The organism is Arthrobacter sp. P1_A5, assembly GCF_056406825.1.
This window is the reverse complement of record NZ_JBFTZL010000069.1, coordinates 1-22,759: the sequence shown is the minus strand read 5'-3', so window position 1 is coordinate 22,759 and position 22,759 is coordinate 1. Positions and strand designations below refer to the sequence as shown.

The 22,759-nt window shown below is 65.4% G+C and carries 17 protein-coding genes, 1 tRNA gene and 1 pseudogene; 10 read left to right on the top strand and 9 right to left on the bottom strand.

Translation table 11 applies throughout. From position 1 onward, the window contains the following. From AC1D1S_RS11530 to AC1D1S_RS11505, 6 genes and pseudogenes are all read right to left on the bottom strand, one after another. Window positions 1-260 (bottom strand): annotated as a pseudogene (locus AC1D1S_RS11530) (hypothetical protein); the annotation flags it as partial. Next, window positions 257-880: a CDP-alcohol phosphatidyltransferase family protein gene (locus tag AC1D1S_RS11525; RefSeq protein ID WP_476994488.1), complete on the bottom strand. Its 624-nt coding sequence runs from the start codon at window positions 878-880 to the stop codon at window positions 257-259. The gene AC1D1S_RS11525 and the pseudogene AC1D1S_RS11530, both read right to left, overlap by 4 nt. Before the next feature lie 173 nt (window positions 881-1,053). Then, complete coding sequence (locus tag AC1D1S_RS11520) at window positions 1,054-2,250, bottom strand: DUF1972 domain-containing protein (protein WP_243180549.1); 1,197 nt, start codon at window positions 2,248-2,250, stop codon at window positions 1,054-1,056. A 72-nt stretch (window positions 2,251-2,322) separates the two neighbouring features. Then, the gene (locus AC1D1S_RS11515; RefSeq protein ID WP_243180547.1) at window positions 2,323-2,781 is read right to left on the bottom strand and encodes an FAD synthase family protein; all 459 of its coding nucleotides are present in this window, start codon (window positions 2,779-2,781) and stop codon (window positions 2,323-2,325) included. A 10-nt stretch (window positions 2,782-2,791) separates the two neighbouring features. Next, window positions 2,792-4,369 (bottom strand): sugar transferase, encoded by a 1,578-nt coding sequence (locus tag AC1D1S_RS11510; protein WP_476945923.1) that lies wholly within the window; start codon window positions 4,367-4,369, stop codon window positions 2,792-2,794. A gap of 513 nt (window positions 4,370-4,882) precedes the next feature. Continuing rightward, complete coding sequence (locus AC1D1S_RS11505; RefSeq protein ID WP_243180543.1) at window positions 4,883-7,348, bottom strand: LamG-like jellyroll fold domain-containing protein; 2,466 nt, start codon at window positions 7,346-7,348, stop codon at window positions 4,883-4,885. Between the two features lie 512 nt (window positions 7,349-7,860). Here AC1D1S_RS11505 and AC1D1S_RS11500 point away from each other — a divergent pair. From AC1D1S_RS11500 to AC1D1S_RS11490, 3 genes are all read left to right on the top strand, one after another. Next, window positions 7,861-7,934 (top strand) — tRNA-Gly (locus AC1D1S_RS11500). A gap of 90 nt (window positions 7,935-8,024) precedes the next feature. Continuing rightward, window positions 8,025-8,174: a hypothetical protein gene (locus AC1D1S_RS11495; RefSeq protein ID WP_018774018.1), complete on the top strand. Its 150-nt coding sequence runs from the start codon at window positions 8,025-8,027 to the stop codon at window positions 8,172-8,174. Then, the gene (locus tag AC1D1S_RS11490) at window positions 8,171-9,331 is read left to right on the top strand and encodes a N(5)-(carboxyethyl)ornithine synthase (RefSeq protein WP_476994487.1); all 1,161 of its coding nucleotides are present in this window, start codon (window positions 8,171-8,173) and stop codon (window positions 9,329-9,331) included. The genes AC1D1S_RS11495 and AC1D1S_RS11490 overlap by 4 nt, the downstream gene beginning before the upstream one ends. Window positions 9,332-9,347: 16 nt before the next feature. On the opposite strand, the gene AC1D1S_RS11485 is transcribed toward AC1D1S_RS11490, so the two are convergent. Next, window positions 9,348-10,745, bottom strand: a complete 1,398-nt coding sequence (locus tag AC1D1S_RS11485; protein ID WP_476994486.1) for an MFS transporter — start codon at window positions 10,743-10,745, stop codon at window positions 9,348-9,350. 139 nt (window positions 10,746-10,884) lie between these two features. On the opposite strand from AC1D1S_RS11485, the gene AC1D1S_RS11480 reads away from it, so the two are divergent. Together AC1D1S_RS11480 and AC1D1S_RS11475 are read left to right on the top strand one after the other, a co-directional pair. Then, entirely contained in the window at window positions 10,885-11,739 is an 855-nt protein-coding gene (locus tag AC1D1S_RS11480; protein ID WP_243180531.1) for a LysR substrate-binding domain-containing protein, read from the top strand. Between the two features lie 337 nt (window positions 11,740-12,076). Beyond that, entirely contained in the window at window positions 12,077-12,376 is a 300-nt protein-coding gene (locus AC1D1S_RS11475) for a hypothetical protein (protein ID WP_476994485.1), read from the top strand. 132 nt (window positions 12,377-12,508) lie between these two features. Here the strand turns inward: AC1D1S_RS11475 and AC1D1S_RS11470 are convergent, their stop codons facing one another. Next, a complete protein-coding gene (locus tag AC1D1S_RS11470) occupies window positions 12,509-16,063 on the bottom strand; it encodes a bifunctional proline dehydrogenase/L-glutamate gamma-semialdehyde dehydrogenase (RefSeq protein WP_476994484.1) in 3,555 nt (1,184 codons plus the stop codon). Window positions 16,064-16,383: 320 nt separating this feature from the next. Then, window positions 16,384-17,847, bottom strand: a complete 1,464-nt coding sequence (locus AC1D1S_RS11465) for an amino acid permease (protein WP_028275368.1) — start codon at window positions 17,845-17,847, stop codon at window positions 16,384-16,386. A gap of 142 nt (window positions 17,848-17,989) precedes the next feature. Between AC1D1S_RS11465 and AC1D1S_RS11460 the strand changes: the two genes are divergently transcribed. The 5 genes from AC1D1S_RS11460 to AC1D1S_RS11440 all read left to right on the top strand — a co-directional run. After that, complete coding sequence (locus tag AC1D1S_RS11460) at window positions 17,990-18,940, top strand: LysR family transcriptional regulator (protein ID WP_476873816.1); 951 nt, start codon at window positions 17,990-17,992, stop codon at window positions 18,938-18,940. Window positions 18,941-19,032: 92 nt separating this feature from the next. Next, window positions 19,033-19,461 (top strand): aspartate 1-decarboxylase, encoded by a 429-nt coding sequence (gene panD / locus AC1D1S_RS11455; RefSeq protein WP_243180501.1) that lies wholly within the window; start codon window positions 19,033-19,035, stop codon window positions 19,459-19,461. Between the two features lie 106 nt (window positions 19,462-19,567). After that, on the top strand, window positions 19,568-20,494 hold the full coding sequence (locus AC1D1S_RS11450) for an AEC family transporter (protein ID WP_018774009.1): 927 nt from the start codon (window positions 19,568-19,570) through the stop codon (window positions 20,492-20,494). A 67-nt stretch (window positions 20,495-20,561) separates the two neighbouring features. Next, window positions 20,562-21,692 (top strand): FAD-dependent oxidoreductase, encoded by a 1,131-nt coding sequence (locus AC1D1S_RS11445; RefSeq protein ID WP_476994483.1) that lies wholly within the window; start codon window positions 20,562-20,564, stop codon window positions 21,690-21,692. An 80-nt stretch (window positions 21,693-21,772) separates the two neighbouring features. Continuing rightward, the coding region (locus AC1D1S_RS11440) for an HNH endonuclease family protein (RefSeq protein WP_476994482.1) at window positions 21,773-22,759 on the top strand (987 nt) is incomplete at its 3' end.

Genomic DNA, 22,759 nt, shown 5'->3' with positions numbered 1-22,759 from the left:
GCCGGCGAGGCCGGGGCAGTTGTGCCGCCCGGCAAGGATTGCATTGCCGTCTCCGTCGGCGTCGCTGTCGGTGTCGGCGTCGCAACAACCCCGGTTGAGGAGCCAGCTAGACCCGCGGGACGGTGGTTGGAGGACTGGCTGGTCCCCCAGATGATGGCTCCTATCAGGAACACGGTCAGGATAAATCCGATCACCAGGAACTGGACTCTCCGCCGGCTGTCCAGGGGACGGCCCTCTGCAGTATTCGTGCTGTTATTCATGATTCGCTCCGAGTTGAGACCAATTTGGATGTTGAGAGGCTTCTCATATCGCCAAACCACCGGGTCGAAGCCACTGCCAGATGCATTGCGTTGAGCGCGAAGAACAAGCTGTAAACCGTGAAGAAGGCAAGCGGGGCCCCCAGCAGCAGGAACACCAAACACAGCACTCCGTAGTCAGTGGGGACTAAAAGCGCAGATTTGAGCGCTGACGACTTCCTGGGGATGGCAGCGCGGCCGGACTTCAGCAGCACCACTGCCTTGAGCTGATCGTTCAAGATCATCGCAAAGAACGACACGGTTCCGACGATGGCGTAGCCAATCGGAACCAGGAGCCATCCATCCGAGGGAAGCTGGAAATGGCGGAAGGCCGCGATGAGAACGGCAAGGTGCAGGCTGACGATCTTCGTACTGTCCACGACGTGGTCCAGCCATTCTCCGGCCACGGAGCCACTCCCTTGGAGCCGCGCCAACTGCCCGTCTGCGGAGTCAAAGATGTATCCCAGCGCCAGCGCTGCCCAGACGAGTGCCCCGACCCACCCAGCCGGGGCGGTCGTGGCCAGCAGGATTATCCCGCCAAAGGTGAAGGCTGCACTGACCGCGGTGACCTGGTTAGGGGACATGCCGGCGCGATACGCTGCTGCCGCGACGAATCTGCCGGCCCGCCGGTTGACGAGTATGGAATATGGCGGGGCCCCGGCCGCTACTGGTTTCTGGGCGGATCCCAGCGCTGCGAGCGTTCCCTTGAAGCCGGTCCGCGGCGGTGACGTCCGAGCATGCTGTGCTCCTACCCTGCTCACGATGCCACCCGGCTTTCGTCCTGCGCCCGTCCGGCGGCAGGGGGTTCGCTGTTTTGAGCGTGGGTCAGGGCACCGGAGTCCAGCCCGTAGCACAGCGTTTCGTAAAGATCTGCCACCAGGTCCCAGTCGTACTTCGCCGCAATTTCCCGGGCTTGGCTCCCTCTCGATCTGGTTCCGGCGAGACGCGCCTCAGAGTCCTCGGCCAACCGTGCGACGTCGGCCGGGTCCCGGAAGTATTCGCCGGCTGACTCCAGCACCTCGCGGTTGAAGTTGACGTCAAAAGCGTTGGTCGCCGTACCCGCACCGATCGCCCGGAGCAGGGAAGGATTGGTGCCCCCGACAGAATGGCCGTGCCAGTAGACCAAGGCGTTGGCGTACAGCTCATCCAGCAACTCCTGGTCCCAAACCCCGCCAAGGAATCGCACTCTCGAGTCTGCGGAATCCTGTACCTTTTGGCTGTACTCCTGGCCGTAAGGCGTGGTTCCCACGACGACTAAGGGGAGCTTGGCGGCGCTCCGGACATAGCCTTCAACGATCATATGAACGTGGTTTTCCGGCTCCAGCCGGGCCACCACGAGATGGTACTGCCCGGAGGACAGGCCGATGCCCGCGAGACGTTCCGGCTCCCGGGGCGCAAGTAAGGGTGCGCCGTACGAAATCAGCTGGGTGGCGGCATTGAAAGTGGCGCGGTAGTAGTCACGAATCCCGGCTGCATCTGCAATAAGGGCATTGGAAAACCGGACGGAAAATCTCTCTGCCCAGCGGTAGTACCGTTTCCCGAGGGTCCCCCACTTGGCCCGCTTCCATTCCAGGCCGTCCATGTGGGTGGCCACTGGAATGCGCGCCAACCGGAGAAGGGGAAGCCAAGGAGCGTTCGCTGCGTTGAAAACGATTGTGGCGTCAGCCCTGCGGAACAGCAGATGAGCCACCGACAATCCGGTGTGGCTCAAAGTCTCGAGTGAGCGTCGGCGGAGTGCCGGCAGATGCACAAGCTGCATCCCCTCGTATTCCTTGACGCGGGTGTCTATGCCGTTTCCGGAGCGGCAGTAGACCGTTACCAGATGGCCGCGCTCAGCTAGCCTGCGCCCCACTTCCTCGACACAGGTTTCGAAGCCGCCGTAATGTGCGGGCACACCCCGTGTCCCGACCAGTGCAATACGTAATCCGGCACGCCGAACAGCTTTATGTTTCATTTTTCCCCCCCGGGGACTTTGTGGTTTTAGAGAGACCTGCTGGCTGGCCCCGTGGGGCCCGAACGTTTTGAATTAGGGGATGCCTTGCAGGGGCACCCACCCCTGAGCGTCGGAGTTTAGGAGCTCAAGGGTCCGGCGAATGGCTGTGCTCGACGTGTGCACGGTGTAGGGAAAATAGACAACGTCCACGCCCACTGCCGCGAAATCTCGTTCAAGCTCCAAGCCCTTGGGCGTGCCCCTCCAGTCGTCCCCTTTGAAAAGAACGTCGAAGGGATTGGAACGCCAGGTGTCGATCTTGCGCGGGAGGTGTTCAGAAATCGCATCATCTACAAATCGGATATTGCGAACGATTTCCAAACGTTCTGCCAGCGGAATTATCGGCGGCTGGCCCTTGGTCTTGACCAGGAGCTCATCGGTGACAACGCCGGCAACCAGGAAGTCGCATTCCGCTTTGGCCTGCCGCAGCAAATTCAGGTGGCCTACATGAAATAGATCAAAGGCGCCCGCTGCATAGCCGATTCGGGGGGTCATAGCATCTCCTTCAGTACGCACCGACGGGACTGCGCATGGCTCTAAAGGTTCTCCACAGGATGACGAGGTCGCCCGTGAGCGACCAATTCTCCACGTAATAGAGATCCAGTCGGACGCTCTCCTCCCAGGGGAGGGTGGAACGGCCGTTGATCTGCCACAACCCAGTTATCCCGGGCTTAATCAGCAGCCGGCGGTGGGTGAATTTCTCATAGCTCTGGACTTCGAGAGGCAGCGGGGGCCGGGGACCGACCAGGCTCATTTCGCCGGTCAGCACATTCCAGAACTGGGGCAGCTCATCGAGGGAGAACTTACGCATCCATTGCCCGCATTTTGTAATTCGTGGATCATTTCGGATCTTGAAGAGCGGGCCGGCACCCTCGTTCAGGTCTCGCAGGGAGTCGATGTCGGTTTCAGCGGCCTGAACCATCGTCCGGAACTTCAACATGTGGAAGGGAACGCCGTTCTTGCCCGCACGTACCTGGCGGAAGATGACTGGACCCGCGCTGTCGCGCTTGACGATGACGGCCAGGATCAGCATTAGGGGCGACAAAACCACCAGCGCCGCTGAGGCAGCCACGACATCTACTACGCGTTTCAGTACGTGCTTGCCGCCGGCATACTGAGGGAGCTCCACATGCACCAGCGGCAATCCGTCTACAGGGCGCCAGTGGATTCGCGGACCGGCAACGTTTGTGAGGCGTGACGCCAGGACGAGTTCCGTTCCGGTAGCCTCGAGCTTCCATCCCAGTTCCCGGATGTACTTGCTGCCTCCAGGGAGCGGGCCCGCAACGATGACGGCATCCGCGCCTGCGACTTTGACCATCCGTGAAATCTCAGCCAGTGTCGAGAGAACCGGAATGCGGTACCAGGGAGGCCGCAGCTCCAGGGACTTATCCAGGGTGGACAAAGCCACACCGGAAATCTGATAACCGGCGGCCGGATTCAGTTCGATCTGGTTGATCACGTACTCGACGTCCGGCGTATCTCCGATCACGATGACTCGGGAGAGGTACTCGCCCCGGCTCCGCTGCTGGTTCAGCCACTTCCGCCAAAGCCACCGGCTTCCGGTGAGCAGCACAAGCCCTAGGGGCAGGGCAATCGCAAAGTAGCCCCGTGCGACATCGAAACGGACAAAGACCATTGCTATTGCCAGGACACCGAATAGCTTGAGCGTGGCTTGAACTACCCTCTTGTATTCAGTTGCGCCTGCACCAAACGTCCGGCTATCTCGGGTGGAGTAAATCTCCAGAACTGCAATCCAGGTGACCAGGATCAGCATTGATACCACGATGTAGCTGGTTTCAAAGTCCCACTCGGCCGCCGCCGGCACCTCGGCGCCGAAGCGGAAAAGGTAAGCCGAGGCGACCGAAATGAAAATCGCTGTCGCATCAGTGATTCGGAGATGATTGGAGAATTTTTTCCACCGGCGGGTGGCTGCACTCCGGGGAACGGCGATATCGGCAGGGGATTCGTCATCCCATACCGAGTGCTGAGGCCTCGTTGAAATTTTTGCCGGGGCCTGGGTTCGGATAGTGTTCGTGGGGCGTACCCCCGCATGGAGTAGCCGGCGGTGCTTGACGTCACTCATGCCCGCCGCCGATTTCCTTGAGCCGATTAGACGACCCGCAACTATTCGCAGCAGTGAGCGCTGCGAACGGGGGCAAAGTGTGGCGCCGGGTCAGGAGGGCGGCGGCTGGCGTCTGCCGGTGCGAGAGCGTCATTTCCCGTGCGCTCTGCCGGTGAGGCTCATCCATTAGGAACAAACCGGGGGGGACCCACTGAAGCTGTTGGTCATACATGCTGAGACCTTCTAATGACTCGGTCGGCTTTGGTCCCCCTAGTCAAGGGGATGGACCTGCCCTGCACACGAGTGGGGTCTACCCCTATTCATCCGGGTAACCACTTGTAGGATTTATTTAGATTGGCTGAGTACCTGCACCGAATACCCACAAGCGATAGTGAAATACCCGTACGTCGCAGGGACGCAAGCGGTCGATTCGGCCCGGTTAGGGCCGTTCCTCAGCCCTAAGGGGCCCGTGGGACGCGGCAGTTATTCGGGAGGTCGTTCAAAGCCCTGTAGAGGCTAGGCGTTCCCTTGCACTCATGGAGTGACTGGAGTGCGACCGGAATCGACGTAGTGTTTCTGGACCTGCGCCGGGCTCAATACGCCGGGGTAAATCGAGACTTCGTCAATGACACCCTGGAAGAAGTTGCTCGACCGGACGCCGGGCCAATTAGCTGTGCTGTCCCCGCCTATTCTCCAGTAGCCTGCAAAGTCCTGCCCGCGTGTCACATCAGTCCGCTGAACGACCCGTACGCCGTCGATGTAGAGGGCCATCCCGCTCGATCCCAGGCTTGCCACGATCTGATGCCAGTTGCCGTCGTTATAGCTTCTTGCGGTACTCAGCGTCCTGCGCACGCCGTTGTTTACGCCAAAGTAGATTTTGCCCGAATTGTCCATGTAGACGTGCCTGTCATATTTAATGGATGTTCCCGTTGATCTGTCGCCAAAGCCTAGAATCTTGCCGCCGGCCGTGGTGGTCGTCTTGATCCAGGTTTCCGCGCTGAACACGCTGGGCCCGGGGATTGACGTCTGCGTGGATGCGAATCCGCTTGCGATTCCGCTAAACGTCGTCGCAGTGTTCGCATCCCCCACAATTGCGCCCGGCGTGCCCCTGGTAACGCCTGGGCCGACGACGGCGTCTGCCCATCCGGCCCAGTCGGCGAAAGTGTTACCGCTTGCCTCTCCGAGCCTCCAGAAACTCCCGGCACCATCCGTGAGTACGCCTTGGGCATACGCGCTCAGACTTGCCGAGGCCACAGTCACGTTGACATTGTCTGACCTGGTCACGTTGCCTAGCGGGTCCGTGATCTTGATGCGGTAGTTGTGGGTGGATCCTGGCACGAGGCCCGAGTCCACGACCCCCATTGCCGGCCGATTCCAGAAGGTCGATGCTTGGGTTTTGGTGTAGATGGGCGTGGCCTCATTGCCGTCGCGGATGACTTCATACTTCAGGTTCTCGTTGTCCTGGTCCCAGTCGGCCCGCCAACCCACACGAGCGGTTCCGGGTTTCGTAGAGAGCAGGGTCGGGTTCATGGCACTGCCGGTCAGTACGGGCCCTCGTTTGTTCGGGGCAAGGCTCTTGACCGCGAACCTGACCAGTCCCTGCTGAGGGATTCCGTTGACCTTGGGAAACTCTCCGCCCAAAATGACGTACTGCGAATTTCCAGTCACAGTCCAAGCGCCCTGGCTGGCGCCGGTAAATGTTCCGGCGTCAATGTCCGGGAACCAGGGCAGGAGGGATGGCCGGGGGGTGCCAGCAAAGTTAAAGTAGCTGGTGCTCGGTTCAGTCGTTATGGTGCCTGTTCGGGCCTTACTGAAGGAAAGGGCGCGGTGATGGGTTCGAGGGGAGGTCTCGGGGAAGCCTCCGATATTGCCGCAGTAATGGGGGTGGCCCACGACGTAGACCGCTGTGTCCGAGGGGTAAACACCATAAGAGTCTCCGTGGCAGTCTTCCACCCAGTTGACCACCCCTCCGTTCCAGGTGGCGGAGAATGCACCTTCGAGGTTGCCCCCCGAGCCGAACACATAGCCGGTGCCGTAAACGCTCGTTCCGTCCGTGGCAAGGCTATAGATTGAGGCGTTGACCCCACCGTTGCGTGCCACGCCGTTGACGGCCCACGGCAATAGGTCCCCCGTCAAAGTGTTCAGGGCCGCCATGCCGTAACCCGGGTTGCTCGATCCGTTCACACTTGTGAAGCTCCCGCCCGCGACCAACTTTGTGCCATCTGGAGAGATCACCATGTTGTTGACGTCTCCACCCGCGACCACAGGATTCCAGCTCAGCAGCGCAGCATCTGAGGCGCGGACCGCAGCTAGGCGGGACCGGCTGACAGAACCGACGCCGCTGAACCAGCCGCCCATGAAGACGGAAGTGTTCGTGGCTGCCAGGGCGTACACGCGCGAATTCACTTTCGGGGCAAAACTCGTGATCAGGGCTCCCGTGGCCGGATTCAGCGCCGCCACGTAGGGCTGCGACACGCCGTTGACCTGGGTGAAAGCGCCGGCGACATAGATCCGGGAACCATCGGGGGCTGCGGTGATGGCCTTTGCCTGGGCATTCAGGCTCGGCGCGAACGTCGTATTGAGATTTCCTGTCGTTATGTCATAAGCCAGAATGTTGTTCCGAACCACTGTGTTGGTCCCGGGAGCCGAACCGGCCGGTCGCGCGGTCGTGAAACTACCCACCACATAAACAGTGTTGCCCACGACGAGTTGCTGCCACGCCACACCATCTATCTGCACTGTCGGCAACCCGTCCGCAGAGACCGTGGGTGGCGTGGCCGGGTTGGCGGGATCTGACGGCGCGGTGTCGGCCAAGGCACCGGGACCCGGCAACAACGCGAGCGCGAGCATCATGGCGACAGCCACAGCCCCGACAACCACCCCTTGGGTGGCGCGCAGGACGGAGTGCGTCGACAACGCCTGCCTCGTTGAGCGCGGTAGGTGCCCCTCGTCCCCGCACGGCCGCGCGGGATTCTTCCCGAATACCTCGACGATACTCATGACTTTCCTCCTGATGTGGCACCGGTAGAGGCATTTGCAGTTGAAGAAACGAGGCACGCCCGGGGGTCGAACCTGGACCGCCCCGCTCTGGGGCGGCAGGAAAGACCCCATGGACGACGACAAAACATATTGATGCCTCCTAGCAACTCGGTCGGCTGTGGTCTTCCTAGTAGATTGGATTGCCCTCCAGTGCACACGAGTGACAACTACCCTGTTGGATGGGCGGACCACTCGAAGGAAGCACGTGGAGTCAGCCGTTACGGTGCGTCCCTTTACCCGCATCGGGGGCAAAATTACCTATCCTGCTTTGCCTGAATGCCAACACCCCGCCGTCGCGGGACAAAGACCAGCTGCGATGTCAGTGCACGGTGCCACAGGATGCCGGGCACGCCGGATACCTCCGGTTTCTGCGCGCAGCCAGGACTGGTGTATTCGGCTGGCGCGCCAGACTGGGGTAATGTAAATCTCGTTGTTTCATCGGGGCAATGTCCACAACTGTGGCCGGCCCCTCTGCGGCTGTAGCTCAATGGTAGAGCRSTAGCTTCCCAAGCTKRATACGCGGGTTCGATTCCCKTCASCCGCTCCACATGCCCCCACAGGATCCCGGGCTCTTATTAGGTTGCTACCTGTATCGTCGGAAGTCAGGAACCTCTTCGGTTCCGCTACAGGAGCAATCATGGCTGACAAATCCCCCCGTCAAGCAGCATCCAAAAAATCCGGCAAATCCATTAAGGAAAAGCGCGCTGACAAGAGGGCCGCTTCAGCGCCGGCCAGCTCCCTCGATAAAGTGACCGCCGCAAAGACGGCGAGCCCCAAAAAGAAGTGACCCCTTCACAGAATTACCTCACGCTCGGCATCCTCGCCGGCACACGCAAACCGGACGAGCGGCGCCTCCCGATCCACCCCCTGCACCTGGACCGCATCGCGCCGGAGATCCGGGACCGGTTGATCCTCGAGGAAGGCTACGGCGAGCGCTTCGGCCGGTCCGACGCCGAGCTCGCACCCCTCGTGGGGCGCATCGCGCCCCGACAGCAGCTGCTGGCGGAAGCCGACGTCGTCCTCCTGCCCAAGCCGCAGCCCGAGGACCTGGCCGAACTCCGGGACGGGCAGGTCCTGTGGGGCTGGCCGCACTGCGTCCAGGACCGGGCCATCACCCAGCTGGCGATCGACAAGAAACTCACCCTGATCGCCTTCGAGGCCATGAACCACTGGGCCAGCGACGGCGGCTTCGGCCTGCACGTCTTCCACAAGAACAACGAGCTCGCCGGCTACTGTTCCGTGCTGCATGCCCTGGCGCTGAGCGGTTCCACCGGAGACTACGGCCGCCGGCTGAGCGCCGTCGTGATCGGCTTCGGGGCCACCGCCCGCGGCGCCGTGACGGCGCTGAATGCCCACGGTGTCCATGACGTGCAGGTGCTGACCAACCGCGGTGTTGCCGCCGTTGGCTCTCCCATCCACTCGGTCCGCATCGCGCAGTTCGACCATGACAGCGAGGCGCCGTTCCTGAGCGAGGTCATCACCGAGCGCGGGCGCGTGCCGCTGGCGCCGTTCCTGGCCGCGAGCGACATCGTGGTCAACTGCACGCTGCAGGACCCCAACGCGCCGCTGACCTACCTGCGCACCGGGGACCTGGCCGCCTTCCGGCCCGGCAGCCTGATCGTGGACGTTTCCTGCGACGAGGGCATGGGCTTCAGCTGGGCGAAAACCACCACCTTCGCCGAGCCGATGTTCAAAGTGGGTGACCACATCGACTACTACGCCGTGGACCACAGCCCGTCCTATCTGTGGAATTCCGCCAGCTGGGAAATCAGCGAGGCGCTGCTGCCGTTCCTCGAGACCGTGGTGTCCGGCCCCGACGCCTGGGCGGGAAGCGAGACCATCCGCCGCGCGATCGAAATCCGCGACGGCGTAGTCCTGAACCCGGATGTGCTGCAGTTCCAGCAGCGGGAGGCCGAGTTCCCGCACCGCCCCTTGGCGCTCTAGGGGTTTCCGCGACGAATTAGGACAGCCGCTGCGTGGATCCACGTAGCGGCTGTCCTTTTTCGGTGCGGAAATCGGTCCGGACGATCCGCAGCAGCCGGCGCCGGTCCTTCAGGTCCACTTTGAGCATGAGCTGCCCGCGCCGGGCGAGGACGACGGCGACGGTCGCGGCAGCCAGCACCGGGACGCCGCCGGAGACGAGGACGGCGGTGTGCGGGTCCGCGTGCTCGGCCAGCCAGCCCATCATCGGGCCGCCGATCGCCTGGCCGCCGATCAGCACCATGATGTACAGGCTCATGACCCGCCCGCGGATGGCCAGGTTCGCGCTGACCTGGACCAGCTGGTTCGCGGCGGTCAGGAACATCAGGCACCAGAATCCGGCCAGCACCATGGCGACGCCGAACCAGGCCATGGACGGCGCCAGGGAAGCCAGGCACAGCATGAGCCCGTACATCCCGGCGCCCAGCACCACGGAGCGCAACCGCAGGGCGCGCCGCCGGGCCGAGGTGATCGCGCCGGCCAGGGCGCCGAGGGCCACGAGCGTGTTGAGCAGCCCATAGCCGCCGGCACCGGCGTCGTACACGTGGTCCGCGAACGCGGCCAGCAGCACCGGCAGACTCATCGCGAACACCGCGATGAACCCGGCCATCAGCCAGGGCCAGTAGATGGTGGGCTTGCTGAGCGCATAGTCCAGCCCTTCCCGCAGCATGCCCGGGCGCTTGGCGGCCGGGGTGCTGACATGCAGCTGGTCCTTGCGCAGGCTCAGGAGCATGGCCACCGTGAAGCAGCACGCCACCGCATTGGCGGCAAAGGCCCAGCCGGCCCCCACGGCGGTCAGCAGGATCCCGGCGATCRCAGGACCGATCAGCCCGCCCAGCTGGAAAATCGTGGAGTTCACGCTGATCGCGTTTCGCAGATAGCCGGGGCCCACGAGCTCGTTGACGAACACCTGGCGGGCCGGCTGGTCCAGCACGGTCACGAGGCCCAGAACCAGCGCGATCGCGTAGACGTGCCCCACCTCAATCCGGTGGCTGAGCGCCAGGACGGCAAGGACCGCGGCCAACGCGGCGGCCGCCGACTGGCACAGCATGAGGATCTTCCGCTTCGCGAAGCGGTCCGCCATCATGCCGGCCCACGGGCCGAGGAACAGGGACGGCAGGAACTGCAGGGCCACGGTGATGCCGACGGCGGTGACGGAACCGGAGAGCTGGAGCACCAGCCAGTCCTGGGCGATCCGCTGCATCCAGAGCGCGATGACGGCGACGAAGTGCCCGATCGCGAAGACGCGGAAGTTGCGGACCTTGAGCGAAATGAAAGTGTGGCGCCAAGGCAGAGGCTCGTTGACGACGGCGAGTGGTTGGGTGATGGTGTCCGGCAGGGAAGCTGCGTTCGCCTCTAGCGGCGGAGGGGGTGCCACGGAAAAGTCCTCAAAAGAGCGGGTGAGTGGGATGGACTTAACGCTAGGCTGGCCCCAAGAGATTATGGAAGCCTATTCCACGCATAACTCGCATTACAAAACGCAATGCAGGGTATGCGGCACCGATCCGAAGACCGCCATGTTCGAACCCGCCCAGCTCCGCTCGTTCCTGGCCGTGGCCGAAACCTTGAGTTTCACCAAGGCCGCCGAGCGCCTCGGCCTGGCCCAACCCACCGTCAGCCAGCACGTCCGCAAGCTGGAGACCGCCGCCAAGCGGGTGCTGATTGCCCGGGATACCCGGGATGTACGCCTGACCGACAACGGCGATGCCATGGCCGGGTTCGCCCGCAGCATCCTCGCCGCGCACGACTCCGCCGCCCGCTATTTCTCCGGCTCCGCCATGCGCGGCCGCCTGCGCTTCGGCACGGCCGATGATCTCGCCATCACCGGGCTGCCACGCATCCTCCGGGAGTTCCGGCAGATCTATCCCCAGATCAACCTCGAGCTGACGGTGGGGCAGAGCGACCAGCTCTACAAGCGCCTGAATGCCGGGCAGCTGGATCTGGTCTTTGTGAAATGGGTGGCCGGCGCCAAGGACGGGACCGTGGTCCAGCAGGACGCCTTCGCCTGGGTCGGTCTGGAGCAGACCGTGCTGGAACCGGCTGATCCTGTCCCGCTGATCGCCTACCCCTCCCCCAGCCTGAGCCGGAAGCTTGCGATCGACGCCCTGGAGGCCACCGGGCGCACCTGGCGGATCACCTGCACCACACGCCAAATCAGCGGCGTACTGGCCGCCGTCCGGGCCGGCATCGGTGTGGCGGTGATGCCTTCCTCCCTGGTGCCGGAGGACCTGAAAATCATCACCCGCCGCTTCGATCTGCCGCAGGTGGGCGACGTCGATTTCACGCTCATCCGCAATCCGCTGGCCAATACCGAGGTGATCGATGCCCTCACGCAGGCGATCGTGGGCCGGACCCTGAAGCGACCGTCCTGACGCGCGGGCGGTCCCGCAGCCAGCGCTGATCCTGCCACGGTACCTACGGGGCGGACTACCCGGAACCGGGCAGTACTTACTTGACCATTGAACGGTGCACGTACTTCATCTATCCTGACACTACTTAAGATTCACCGTTCGAGGTCAAGCAGTGGCCCACGACAACGATTCGAATAACGAACGCTGTCCGTCGCTGACGCCCTGTGGCTGGCGTCGGAGCGTTCGGGATAGGCCGCCATTGATGCCAGCCATTAATCACCCCCGATTGCCCGCCCCCGCCGCCCACGCGACAAAATCCTCCCGTCAGGTAACCGCGCCGGCTCACCCCGCAGCGGCCATGCACCACTCGACCGCCGGAATGCAGCACTCGGCCGCGGTCCAGCACGCGGCCACCCCGGGCCAACGGGGAATCCGCCCGACTACCCTCGCAGAGTCCGATTATGTGGCCAGCCCGTACTGCGAACGCTGCGGCACGGACGAGTTCATTWACCTTGAGACCTTCGTCCCGGCCACGCACCGCAGGGACGGCTCGGTCAGCAAGCTCGGCGAGGTCACCTACTTCTGCTCGGGCTGCGACGATTTCTCAGCCCACGCGGTCCCCGCTTCCTGGGTCCCGCCGGGCTGGTACTTCGGCTAGCCCCGACTCCGCTTAGCGCCTTCGCCGTTAAACGCCGCCGCCGTGCCGCACCATATGGTGCCTGCACGGCGGCGGCGTTTTTTGGGTTTCAGGGTTCCAGCACGCCCGAGCCGGGGTTTTAGCAGCCCCGGGCTAGATCAGGGCGTCCGAGATGTGGTTGGGCGTGCCAAAGCGGTGCGCCGTGATGCTGATGGCCTGCTCGTGCAGGAACGGCAGCAGTTCCACGCGTCCGGCCTCCGTGACGGGGTGGACATACACCGCCAGGTCCGGGCGTCCGCCCGTGGCCTCGGCCAGCGCCTTGGCGTCCCCGCCAATCAGCCGGATCCGGGCGCCGGAAAGCTTGCCCGCCGCCGCGAGGGTGCCGGCGGAAGCGAGCCATTCGGCGTCGTTCTCAACAGTCGCGGCGATGCCACGCCCGGACAGGACGGCGCGCAGCTGGGCGGGCAGTTCGACGGCGGTGGAGACCGTCAGGGCCGACCCGGCCAGGACGCCGGCGGCGACGGTCCGGACGAGGCCGGCAAGCGGCTCGCCTTCCGCGAGGCGGACAGTGACGGGCAGAGCACGGTAGCGGAAGACGTTGCGTTCCGCACTCAGGCCGGAGACGTCCCTCGCGGTGCCGAACTCTTCGGCCCAGGCGCGGGCGTCGGAGGCGAGCGCGCGCTGCAGCGGCGCGAGTTCGTCGGCGGTCAGGAAGCCCTTTGCGGCATCCTCGATCCGGCGGACGCCGGCGTGGGCGGGAGCAGCGCCCGGGGTGCCGGCGGCGGTGCTGGGCTTGCTGACCCATTCGCCGAGGCCGACGAGGTAGTTCGGGCCGCCGGCCTTGGTGCCGGCGCCGACGGCGGATTTCTTCCAGCCGCCGAAGGGCTGGCGCTGGACAATCGCGCCGGTGATGCCGCGGTTGACGTAGAGGTTGCCGGCCTGGATGGTGTCCAGCCAGATCCCCAGCTCCTCGCTGTTCAGCGAGTGCAGKCCCGCGGTGAGGCCGTATTCGATCTGGTTCTGGATCGCGATAGCCTCCTCGAGGGTCTCTGCAGTCATAACGCCCAGGACCGGGCCGAAGAACTCGGTGAGGTGGAAGTAGGATCCGCGGCGGACACCAGAGCGCACGCCGGGGCTCCAGAGCTTGCCCGAATCATCGAGCTTCCGCGGCTCGACGGCCCAGGTCTCGCCCTCGCCGAGGGTGGTGAGGGCGTTCAGGAGCTTGCCGTTGGCGGGCTCGATGATCGGGCCCATCTGGCTCGCCGGGTCCTGGGGGTAGCCGACTTTGAGCGAGGTGACGGCGTCGATCAGCTGGTTGTGGAAGCGCTTCGACTTCGCCACGGAACCGACGAGGATCACCAGCGAGGCGGCGGAGCACTTCTGGCCGGCGTGGCCGAACGCGGAGTACGCGACGTCCTTGGCCGCGAGGTCCAGGTCCGCGCTCGGGGTGACGATGATGGCGTTCTTGCCGCTCGTCTCGGCCAGCAGGGGCAGGTCCTTGCGGAACGAGCGGAACAGCTCGGCGGTCTCGTAGCCGCCGGTCAGGATGACGCGGTCCACGGCCGGGTGGGAAATGAGCTGCTGGCCGAGTTCCCGCTCGCCCAACTGGACCATGGTGAGCACGTCGCGCGGAACGCCGGCCTCCCAGAGGGCCTCGATCATGACGGCGCCGCTGCGGCGGGCCTGCTTGGCGGGCTTGACCACGACGGCGGAGCCGGCGGCGAGGGCCGCAAGGGTGGAGCCGGCCGGGATGGCGACCGGGAAGTTCCACGGCGGCGTCACGACGGTGAGCCTGGCCGGGACGAAGGTGGCGCCGTCGACGTCGTCGAGCTTGCGGGCGGACTCTGCGTAGTAGTGCGCGAAGTCGACCGCCTCGCTGATCTCCGGATCGCCCTGGTCGATCGTCTTGCCGGTCTCGGAGGCCATAACCTCAAGAAGGTCCGCGCGGCGGGCCTCGAGGACGTCGCCGGCGCGGTGCAGGATTTCGGCGCGCTCGGCGCCGGAGAGTGCACCCCAGGCCTTGCCCTTCTCGACGGCGGTATCGATCACGGCATTCAGGGTCGCGGCATCGTTGATCGTGGCGGCCTCGACGGAGGCGTTGCCCAGTGTCGACGTCGTCACGCGGCCCAGGATGGCGCGGCCCCAGTCGCGGTTCGCGGGCAGCGACGGATCCGTGTCGGCAGTGTTCTCGAACGAATCGTGCGGCAGCGGCGTGGCCGGAAGGGCACGGTTCTGCAGCCGGTTCGGGCCCGGGACCTCGTCGTCGAGCTTGGCGAGCGAGGCGAGGAAGCGCTGCTTCTCGCGCTCAAACAACGTTTCGTTTTCACTGAGTTCGAACACGGCGGACATGAAGTTGTCCTGGCTGGCGCCCTCTTCGAGGCGGCGGATCAGGTAGGCGATCGCGACGTCGAACTCGGCAGGGTGGACCACGGGCGTGTAGAGCAGGAGGGAGCCGACATCTTGTCTGACGGCTTCGGCCTGGCCCTGTGCCATGCCGAGCAGCATCTCGAATTCGATACTCTGCTGTGCGCTATCCGCGATGCCGCGCTGCTTGGCCAGGAGCCAGGCGAAGGCGATGTCGAAGAGGTTGTGGCCGGCGACGCCGATCCGGATGTTGCGGATCCGGTCCGGGTGCAGCGAGTAGTTGATGACCCGCTTGTAGTTGGTGTCCGAGTCCTGCTTGGTGCCCCAGGTGGCGAGCGGCCAGTCATGCAGGGAAGCCTCGACCTGCTCCATCGGCAGGTTGGCGCCCTTGACGACGCGGACCTTGATGGCGGCGCCGCCTTCGGCGCGGCGGGCGGCGGCCCAGTCCTGCAGGCGGATCATGGCGGACAGGGCATCCGGGAGGTAGGCCTGGAGCACGATGCCGGCCTCCAGGTTCTTGAACTCGGGCTTGTCCAGGATCCGGGTGAAGACCGCGATGGTCATGTCCAGGTCCTTGTATTCCTCCATGTCCAGGTTGATGAACTTGGCCTTCTGGCCAGTGGACGCATAGGAGGCGGCACGGGCGAAGAGCGGGGTGAGCTTCTCCACGACATGCTCCACGGCCTCGTCGAAGGCCCAGGCGGAGTGCGGGGCCACCGTGGAGGAGACTTTGATCGAGACGTAGTCGACGTCGGGCCGGGACAGCAGGGTGTGCGTGCCCTCGAGCCGGCGGGTGGCCTCGTGTTCGCCGAGCACGGCCTCGCCGAGGAGGTTGACGTTGAGCTTGATGCCGTCTTTGCGGATCTTGGCGATGGCCGGGCCGAGCTTGGCGTCGGTGGCGTCGACAATGAGGTGGCCGACCATTTCACGCAGCACCCGGCGGGCGACCGGGATGACCACCTGGGGCAGGACCGGGGCCATGGTGCCGCCGAGGCGGACCGCGCTGCGCATGTACCAGGGCAGGAAGGCCGGGACCTTGGGGGCCAGTGCGGCGAGGTTGCGGGCGGCGACCTGCAGGTCTTCGGGACGGACGACGCCGTCGACGAACCCGACCGTGAAGTCCAGGCCGTTGGGGTCCTTCAGGACCCCGGCGAGCTGCTCGGCCGAGGCGTCGACGGGCACCTTTGCGGCCTCGGTGAGCCAGTGGCGCACCAGCGCGATGGTGTCCTCGGCGAGGGCTGCGGCCTCAAGGACCGTGGAGCCTTCCGAAACGGCGGCGTGCGTGGCGTCGTTGCCTGCGGCGTTTCCGGTGGTGGCGCCGGGCTCCGTGGAGATGTTGGTCATGGCTGAAACACGTTCTTTCTCAAAATGTGGACCTCTTACGAAACAGTATGCGACCGGATTTTCATAAGATAAAGCGAAGTTTTCTGAGCAATACCAGTTAGAAGAACCGATGCTTCCGGTCCCCGTCCGAACGTTCGGCAACCGCCCCGACCCTCCCGCACTTCTGGCCCTTATTCAAGCGACGCTCCCGCACTTCCCGCACCGAACCGGCGAACCCTCTCCCAAGAGGTGAGAGAGGGTTCGCCGATATTGCACCGGACCTGAGTGAGCGTCCGAATATTTTTTGCGGGAAGTGAGGGAGCGTTGGGTGGGTGGGGCGGCTAGGTCAGGGGGCGGTGCATCTCCACGATCTCCTCGTGCCGCGGGCTGTCCGGGTTCATCAGCGAGTGCCTGCGGCCGTACGTGAAGTAGATGATCAGGCCGACGATGAGCCAGACGACGAACCGCAGCCAGGTCTCCCAGTGCAGCTGGAACATCAGGAAGAGCGAGGCAAACACGCCGAACGCCGGAACCAGGGGCATCAGCGGCAGGCGGAACGTCCGCGGGGCGTCCGGCTTCTTGTAGCGGAACACGATCACCGACACACAGACGACGACGAACGCGGCCAGGATGCCGATGTTGGTCAGGTCCGCGACGGCCTTGATCGGGAGGACGCCGGCCAGGATTGCGGCCCCGACGCCGGCGATCCAGGTCACGCGCTGGGGCGTGCCGTGCCGGTCCGTCTTTGAGAACCAGCCGGGCAGCAGGCCGTCGCGGCTCATCGAGAACCAGACGCGGGTGACGCCGAGGAGGAAGGTCAGCATCACGGTAAGGATGGACAGGACGGCGAACACGGAGATGATCGTCGCGATCACCGGAAGGCCAACGCTGTTGAAGGCGGAGGCGAAGCCGGCCTTGGGGTCGATCTCCGTGAAGTTCTGCATGCCGGTGAGCACCAGGGTGGCGGCGACATAGAGCAGCATGGCGATGACCAGCGAGAGGATGATCGCCTTGGGCATGTGCTTCTTGCCGTCGGTGGCTTCCTCCGCCGCGGTACTCATGGCGTCGTAGCCGAACACCGCGAAGAACACCGTAGCGGAGCCGGCCACCACGGGCCCGAAACCGCTGGGGAAGAACGGGTTGTAGTTGTTGGTGTTCACGTAGAAAATGCCCAAGCCGATGATGAACAGGATCAGCAGCACCTTGATGCCGACGGCGATCAGTTCGAAGCGGCCGAAGGTCTTGGTGCCGCGGGAGAGGATCCAGGTCACGAGCAGGCAGACGAGGATCGCGGGAAGGTTGATGATGCCGCCGGTGCCTTCATCCGGCGTCGCGGTCATCCAGGCGGGCATATGGATGCCGATACCGGAGAGGAACGCGTCGAAGTAGCCCGAGATGCCGATGGCCACCACGGCGACGATGGCGATGTACTCCAGCAGCAGGTCCCACCCGATGAACCAGCCGATGATCTCGCCGAGGGCGACGTAGCCGTAGGTGTAGGCCGAGCCTGCCCGCGGGATCATTCCTGCGAACTCCGCGTAGGACAGCGCCGCGGCGGCGGATGCCAGGCCGGCGATCAGGAAGGAGACGAGCACGGCCGGCCCGACTCCGGGCTCGGACTCGCTGCCGTGGGCCACAAGGCCCGCCAGGGAGAAGATGCCGACGCCGATAATGCCGCCGACGCCGATGGCCGTCAACTGCCAGAGCCCCAGGCTCCTGTGCAGACCGCTGTGTTTGTTTTCTTCCTCGATGTCGTCGATGGGCTTGCGCCGCATGATCGACTGTGACAAATCCCGTGTAGCCATGAGGGCCTCCTGCTTAGGTGCGGTGCCCATCACTCCACCCTGTGATGGGGCATATCGAGTGAGAACAGTATGCAAGCCCGGTTGCATTAGATAAAGTGAATTCTCTTAATGAATAACCGTCAGGATTCACAAAGGAATAGCGATGCTCGACGTCCGGCGTTTGCGACTGTTGCGCGAACTGAAGATCCGGGGCACTTTGGCCGAAGTGGCCGAAGCGCTTCAGTACAGCCCGTCGTCAGTTTCGCAGCAACTGGCCCTCCTTGAGAAGGAGGCCGGGGTGGAGCTCCTCCGCAAGACCGGGCGCCGGGTGCAGCTGACCCCGCAGGCCGAAGTCCTGGTGGCCCACACCTCCCAGCTACTGGAGACCCTCGAGCAGGCGGAGGCGGACCTGGCCGCGTCGCTGACCACGGTCACCGGCACCGTGCGGATTGCGGTGTTCCAGTCTGCCGCGCTGGCGCTCATGCCGGACACCCTGACCAGAATGACCGCCAGCTACCCGGAAGTCAGGGTCGAAATGACCCAGCGGGAACCGGAGACGGCCCTTCACGAGACGTGGGCCCGCGACTTCGACCTCGTGATCGCCGAGCAGTACCCGGGCCACGCCGCCCCGCACTACGCCGAACTGGACCGCGTGGCCCTGACCCGCGACGCCATCCGGCTCGCCGTTCCGCCGCCCTCGCCCGACCGCGACCCCATCAGGACGCTGGCCGATACCGCGGGGCTGGCCTGGGTGATGGAACCCCGCGGAGCGGCCTCCCGGCACTGGGCCGAGCAGGCCTGCCGGAGCGCCGGGTTCGAGCCCGACGTCCGCTTTGAGACCGCCGACCTGCAGGCCCAGATCCGGCTGATCGAATCCGGAAATGCGGTGGCCCTGATGCCCGACCTCGTGTGGACCGGCCGCGGCACCAGCGCGCAACTCCTGGACCTGCCCGGGGATCCGCACCGTACGGTGTTCACCTCGGTGCGGCGCTCGAGCGCCAGGCGGCCCGCGCTGCTGGCGGCCCGGGAAATCCTGGCGGTGACGGCGGCATCCATCGTGCCGGCGGCGGCCGCGGGCGTCCTCGGTCCGGCCCCCGTGGACCGGCCCGCGTGACTTCCGGCATGTGTGGAACGGCGCGTAACGGCCCGCGGCATGTGCAGTGGGCCACAGCGCGGGCGGTGGCCCCGCGTTAGACTGATGTCGTTATGAATCGCACAATATTCAAATCCAAGATCCACCGCGCGACGGTCACGCACGCGGACCTTCACTATGTCGGATCCGTCACCGTGGACCTGGATCTGCTGGAGGCGGCCGACATCCTGCCCGGGGAGCTCGTGGCGATTGTCGACGTCACGAACGGCGCCCGGCTCGAGACCTACACGATTGCCGGCGAACGCGGTTCCGGCGTGATCGGCATCAACGGCGCCGCCGCCCACCTGATGCACGAGAACGACATCGTCATCCTCATCACCTACGCCCAGATGACCACGGAAGAGGCCAAGGCCTACAACCCCAAGGTGGTCCACGTTGACCTGGACAACAAGATTGTCCAGATCGGCAACGACCCCGCGGAGGGCATGACGCCCGGGCTCATGCGTCCGCCGCACTCGCTGAACAACGCCACGCTCAACTAGCGGCAGCGCGCCGTCGGGCGTAATAGGACAGCCCGCGGAATAAAGCTGATTACTCTGGACTGGTGACCCTCAGCCTCCGCCGACCCGCCCCGCTGCGGAGAGCCGCGTGCTAGGGGTACTGGCGGGATTCTTCGTCGTCTGGGCCATCATCCTGGTCGGCATGTTCGTGGGCCGGCGCAATATCCTGGGCGAGAACGCCCGCCCCGTCCTGAGCGCCCTGACGTTTTTTGTGGCCAGTCCCGCCCTGCTGTTCGAGACCCTCAGCAAGGCGAAACTCCACGACGTCTTTGCCGCACCGCTGCTCGTGACGGCAGTCGGGGCGGTGACCACAGCGGTCCTGTTCTTTGGCATCGTGCGCTTCGCGCTCAAGCGGTCCCTGCCGGAAGCCCTCATCTCCTCCATGAGCTCGTCGCTGGCCAACTCGGCCAACCTCGGCATTCCCATCGCCGTCTTCGTGCTCGGCGATGCCAGCTATGTGGCACCCCTGCTCATCTTCCAGCTGGCTTTCTTCACCCCCTTGTTCCTCATGGCGCTGGACGCCACCACCAGCTCGCACCGCACCACGCCCCTTAGTTTCGTGCTCATGATCCTGCGCAACCCGATGATCGTGGGCACCGGACTCGGGCTCCTGGTGGCCGCCACCGGCTGGACGGTGCCGCCGCTGATCCTGGAGCCCATCCATTTGATCGGCGGGGCCGCCATCCCGGCCATGCTGATCGCCTTCGGCATGAGCCTGAACGGTTCCAAGCCGCTGCAGGCGGCCGCCGGACGCCGGCTGGACGCCCTGCTGGCGAGCTTCTTCAAGCTCGTTGTCCACCCGCTGGTGGCCTACCTGTTTGCCCATTTTGTCCTCGGCATGCAGGAACAGGCGCTCTTTGCCGCCGTCGTCACGGCCGCCCTGCCCACCGCCCAGAACGTGTTTGTTGCGGCCAGCCGTTACCGCACCGGCGTAACGGTAGCCCGGGACACCGTGCTGATCACTACGGTGGTAGCTGTGCCCGCCATGATCGGCGTGGCCCTGCTGCTGGCCTGACCTCGCCGGGCAGCCGGGCCCGGCTGAACGGGATCGGCGGACCGGCACCAAACCCGGAGGAGGACCCTTGAAAACAACCCAGGACACTGTGGTCATCGGCGGCGGCGCGATGGGCTCGGCCGCCGCGTGGGCGCTGGCCCGGCGCGGCCGGGAGGTGACCCTGCTCGAGCAGTTCGGGCCCGGCCACCGCAACGGCGCCTCCCACGGCACAACCCGGAACTTCAACCCCGGCTACGCGGATCCGGACTACGTCGCCATGCTGGCAGAGGCGGCCAGGCTGTGGAGCGAGCTCGAAACGGACGCCGGCGAGCGCCTGCTGGCGCGCACCGGCGTCGTAACCCACGGCCCCGATCCGCGGTTGCCCGAGGTCCGGAACGCGCTGCTTGCGGCCGGGCTCCGGGCGGAGTTCCTCTCCGCCGGGGAAGCCGCCGAGCGTTGGCGGGGCATCCGTTTCGATACGCGCGTGCTGCACATGGCGGATGGCGGCCAGTTGAACCCCGACGCCGCACTGCCGGCGCTGCAGCGGCTCGCCGCCGGACTCGGCGCCGAGATCCGCCATCATGTGAAGGTCCTCGAGTTGAAAGTCCTCGACGACGGCGTCCGGCTCACTCTCGAGGCCGGCGGCCGCACCGAGGTCCTCGACGCCAGGCAGGCAGTGGTCACCGCCGGCGGCTGGACCACGAAACTGCTCGCCGGGGTGGCGCCCCTGCCCCGGCTGACGGTCACCCAGGAACAGCCCGCACACTTCGCCATCACCGATGAGGGCGCCCAGTGGCCGGGGTTCAACCACATGCCCGGCCGCGGCGACGCGTACGCGTACTGGCGTTCGCCGGTGTACGGCATGCAAACACCGGGCGAGGGGATCAAGGCCGGATGGCACGGGGTGGGCCCGGTGGTGGACCCGGACCGGCGGAGCTTCGCGCCGGAGCCCGAGCAGCGGGCGGCCCTGCAGCGCTACGCCCGGGACTGGCTGCCCGGGGTGGACGCCGACTCCCTCACCGACATCAGCTGCACCTACACGACCACCGTGGATGAAGACTTTGTCCTGGACCGGATCGGGCCGGTTGTCATCGGCGCCGGCTTCTCCGGGCACGGCTTCAAGTTCACACCGGTCGTGGGCAGGATCCTGGCCGACCTCGCGACGGGCGAGCGCGGAGCGCCGGCCATCTTCTCGGCCTCCCGCCCCGGGGTCCGCTGACTCCGTCGGAGCAACGGGTAGGCTGGGGCCGGCCTTAAGCGCCCGCGGAACCCGGGGCGCCAGCATGAGGTGGGGGAAAATTGCTCAGCACGCGGTCAGGCAGCATCCAGTCCAGCGACATCCAGTCCAGCAGCGCCCAAGCAATGGGTGCCCGCAGCCCGAGGATCGGTGCGGTCGACTGGATCGTGCGCGGGGTGGCGGGCCTGCTGCTGGTGGCGACGTCAGCGTGCTCCGGCCCGGGTGCTGTTCCCCCGGCCGGCGGACCCGGCGTCCTCCCCGTCGTCACCGCTGCCCCCGCCACTGCGTCAGCCGGCACGGACAGCGCTCCGCTGGATCCGGACGCCACCCGTGGCGTCGAAGTTCCCGGCGTCGAAGTTCCCAGTGTCGAAGTTGCCGGCGCCGATGTTGCGGCCGCCGCGACCCGGCAGCCAGCCTCGGCGGGCAAGGCCCTCGCGGTACTGGCCAYGCTGCCCGTCAAGGGCCGCGCCCCCAAGACGGGCTATTCCCGCGACCAGTTCGGCCCGGCCTGGTCCGACGTTGATCACAACGGCTGCGATACCCGCAACGACGTGCTCCGCCGCGACCTCACTTCCGTCGCGTTCCGGCCCGGGACTCGGGACTGCGTGGTGCTCTCCGGCGTCCTGGCCGACCCCTACACGGCCGCCGCCATCCACTTCCTGCGCGGCAATGCCACCAGCACAGCCGTCCAGATCGACCACGTCGTGGCCCTCAGCGACGCCTGGCAGAAGGGCGCGCAACAGCTCAGCCCGGCACGGCGGCTGGCCTTCGCCAACGATCCCCTGAACCTGCTGGCGGTGGACGGCCCGGCCAACCAGAGCAAGAGCGACGGCGACGCCGCCACCTGGCTGCCGCCGAACAAGTCCTACCGCTGCAACTACGTCGCCCGGCAGATTTCGGTGAAATCCAGCTATGGGCTCTGGGTGACCCAAGCCGAGCACGACGCCATGGCCCGGGTCCTGTCGAACTGCCCCGACGCCCTGGCCCCCGCCACCCAGCCGGCCGCCGCTCCAGCCCAAGCCGCGCCGGCACCCGCGCCAGCACCCGCC

Excerpts from the sequence above, each read along its gene's own strand:
- AC1D1S_RS11525 (WP_476994488.1), bottom strand. The coding sequence starts at position 880 with ATGTCCCCTAACCAGGTCACCGCGGTCAGTGCAGCCTTCACCTTTGGC.
- AC1D1S_RS11520 (WP_243180549.1), bottom strand. The coding sequence starts at position 2,250 with ATGAAACATAAAGCTGTTCGGCGTGCCGGATTACGTATTGCACTGGTC.
- AC1D1S_RS11515 (WP_243180547.1), bottom strand. The coding sequence starts at position 2,781 with ATGACCCCCCGAATCGGCTATGCAGCGGGCGCCTTTGATCTATTTCAT.
- AC1D1S_RS11510 (WP_476945923.1), bottom strand. The coding sequence starts at position 4,369 with ATGAGTGACGTCAAGCACCGCCGGCTACTCCATGCGGGGGTACGCCCC.
- AC1D1S_RS11505 (WP_243180543.1), bottom strand. The coding sequence starts at position 7,348 with ATGAGTATCGTCGAGGTATTCGGGAAGAATCCCGCGCGGCCGTGCGGG.
- AC1D1S_RS11495 (WP_018774018.1), top strand. The coding sequence starts at position 8,025 with ATGGCTGACAAATCCCCCCGTCAAGCAGCATCCAAAAAATCCGGCAAA.
- AC1D1S_RS11480 (WP_243180531.1), top strand. The coding sequence starts at position 10,885 with ATGTTCGAACCCGCCCAGCTCCGCTCGTTCCTGGCCGTGGCCGAAACC.
- AC1D1S_RS11465 (WP_028275368.1), bottom strand. The coding sequence starts at position 17,847 with ATGGCTACACGGGATTTGTCACAGTCGATCATGCGGCGCAAGCCCATC.
- AC1D1S_RS11460 (WP_476873816.1), top strand. The coding sequence starts at position 17,990 with ATGCTCGACGTCCGGCGTTTGCGACTGTTGCGCGAACTGAAGATCCGG.
- panD (WP_243180501.1), top strand. The coding sequence starts at position 19,033 with ATGAATCGCACAATATTCAAATCCAAGATCCACCGCGCGACGGTCACG.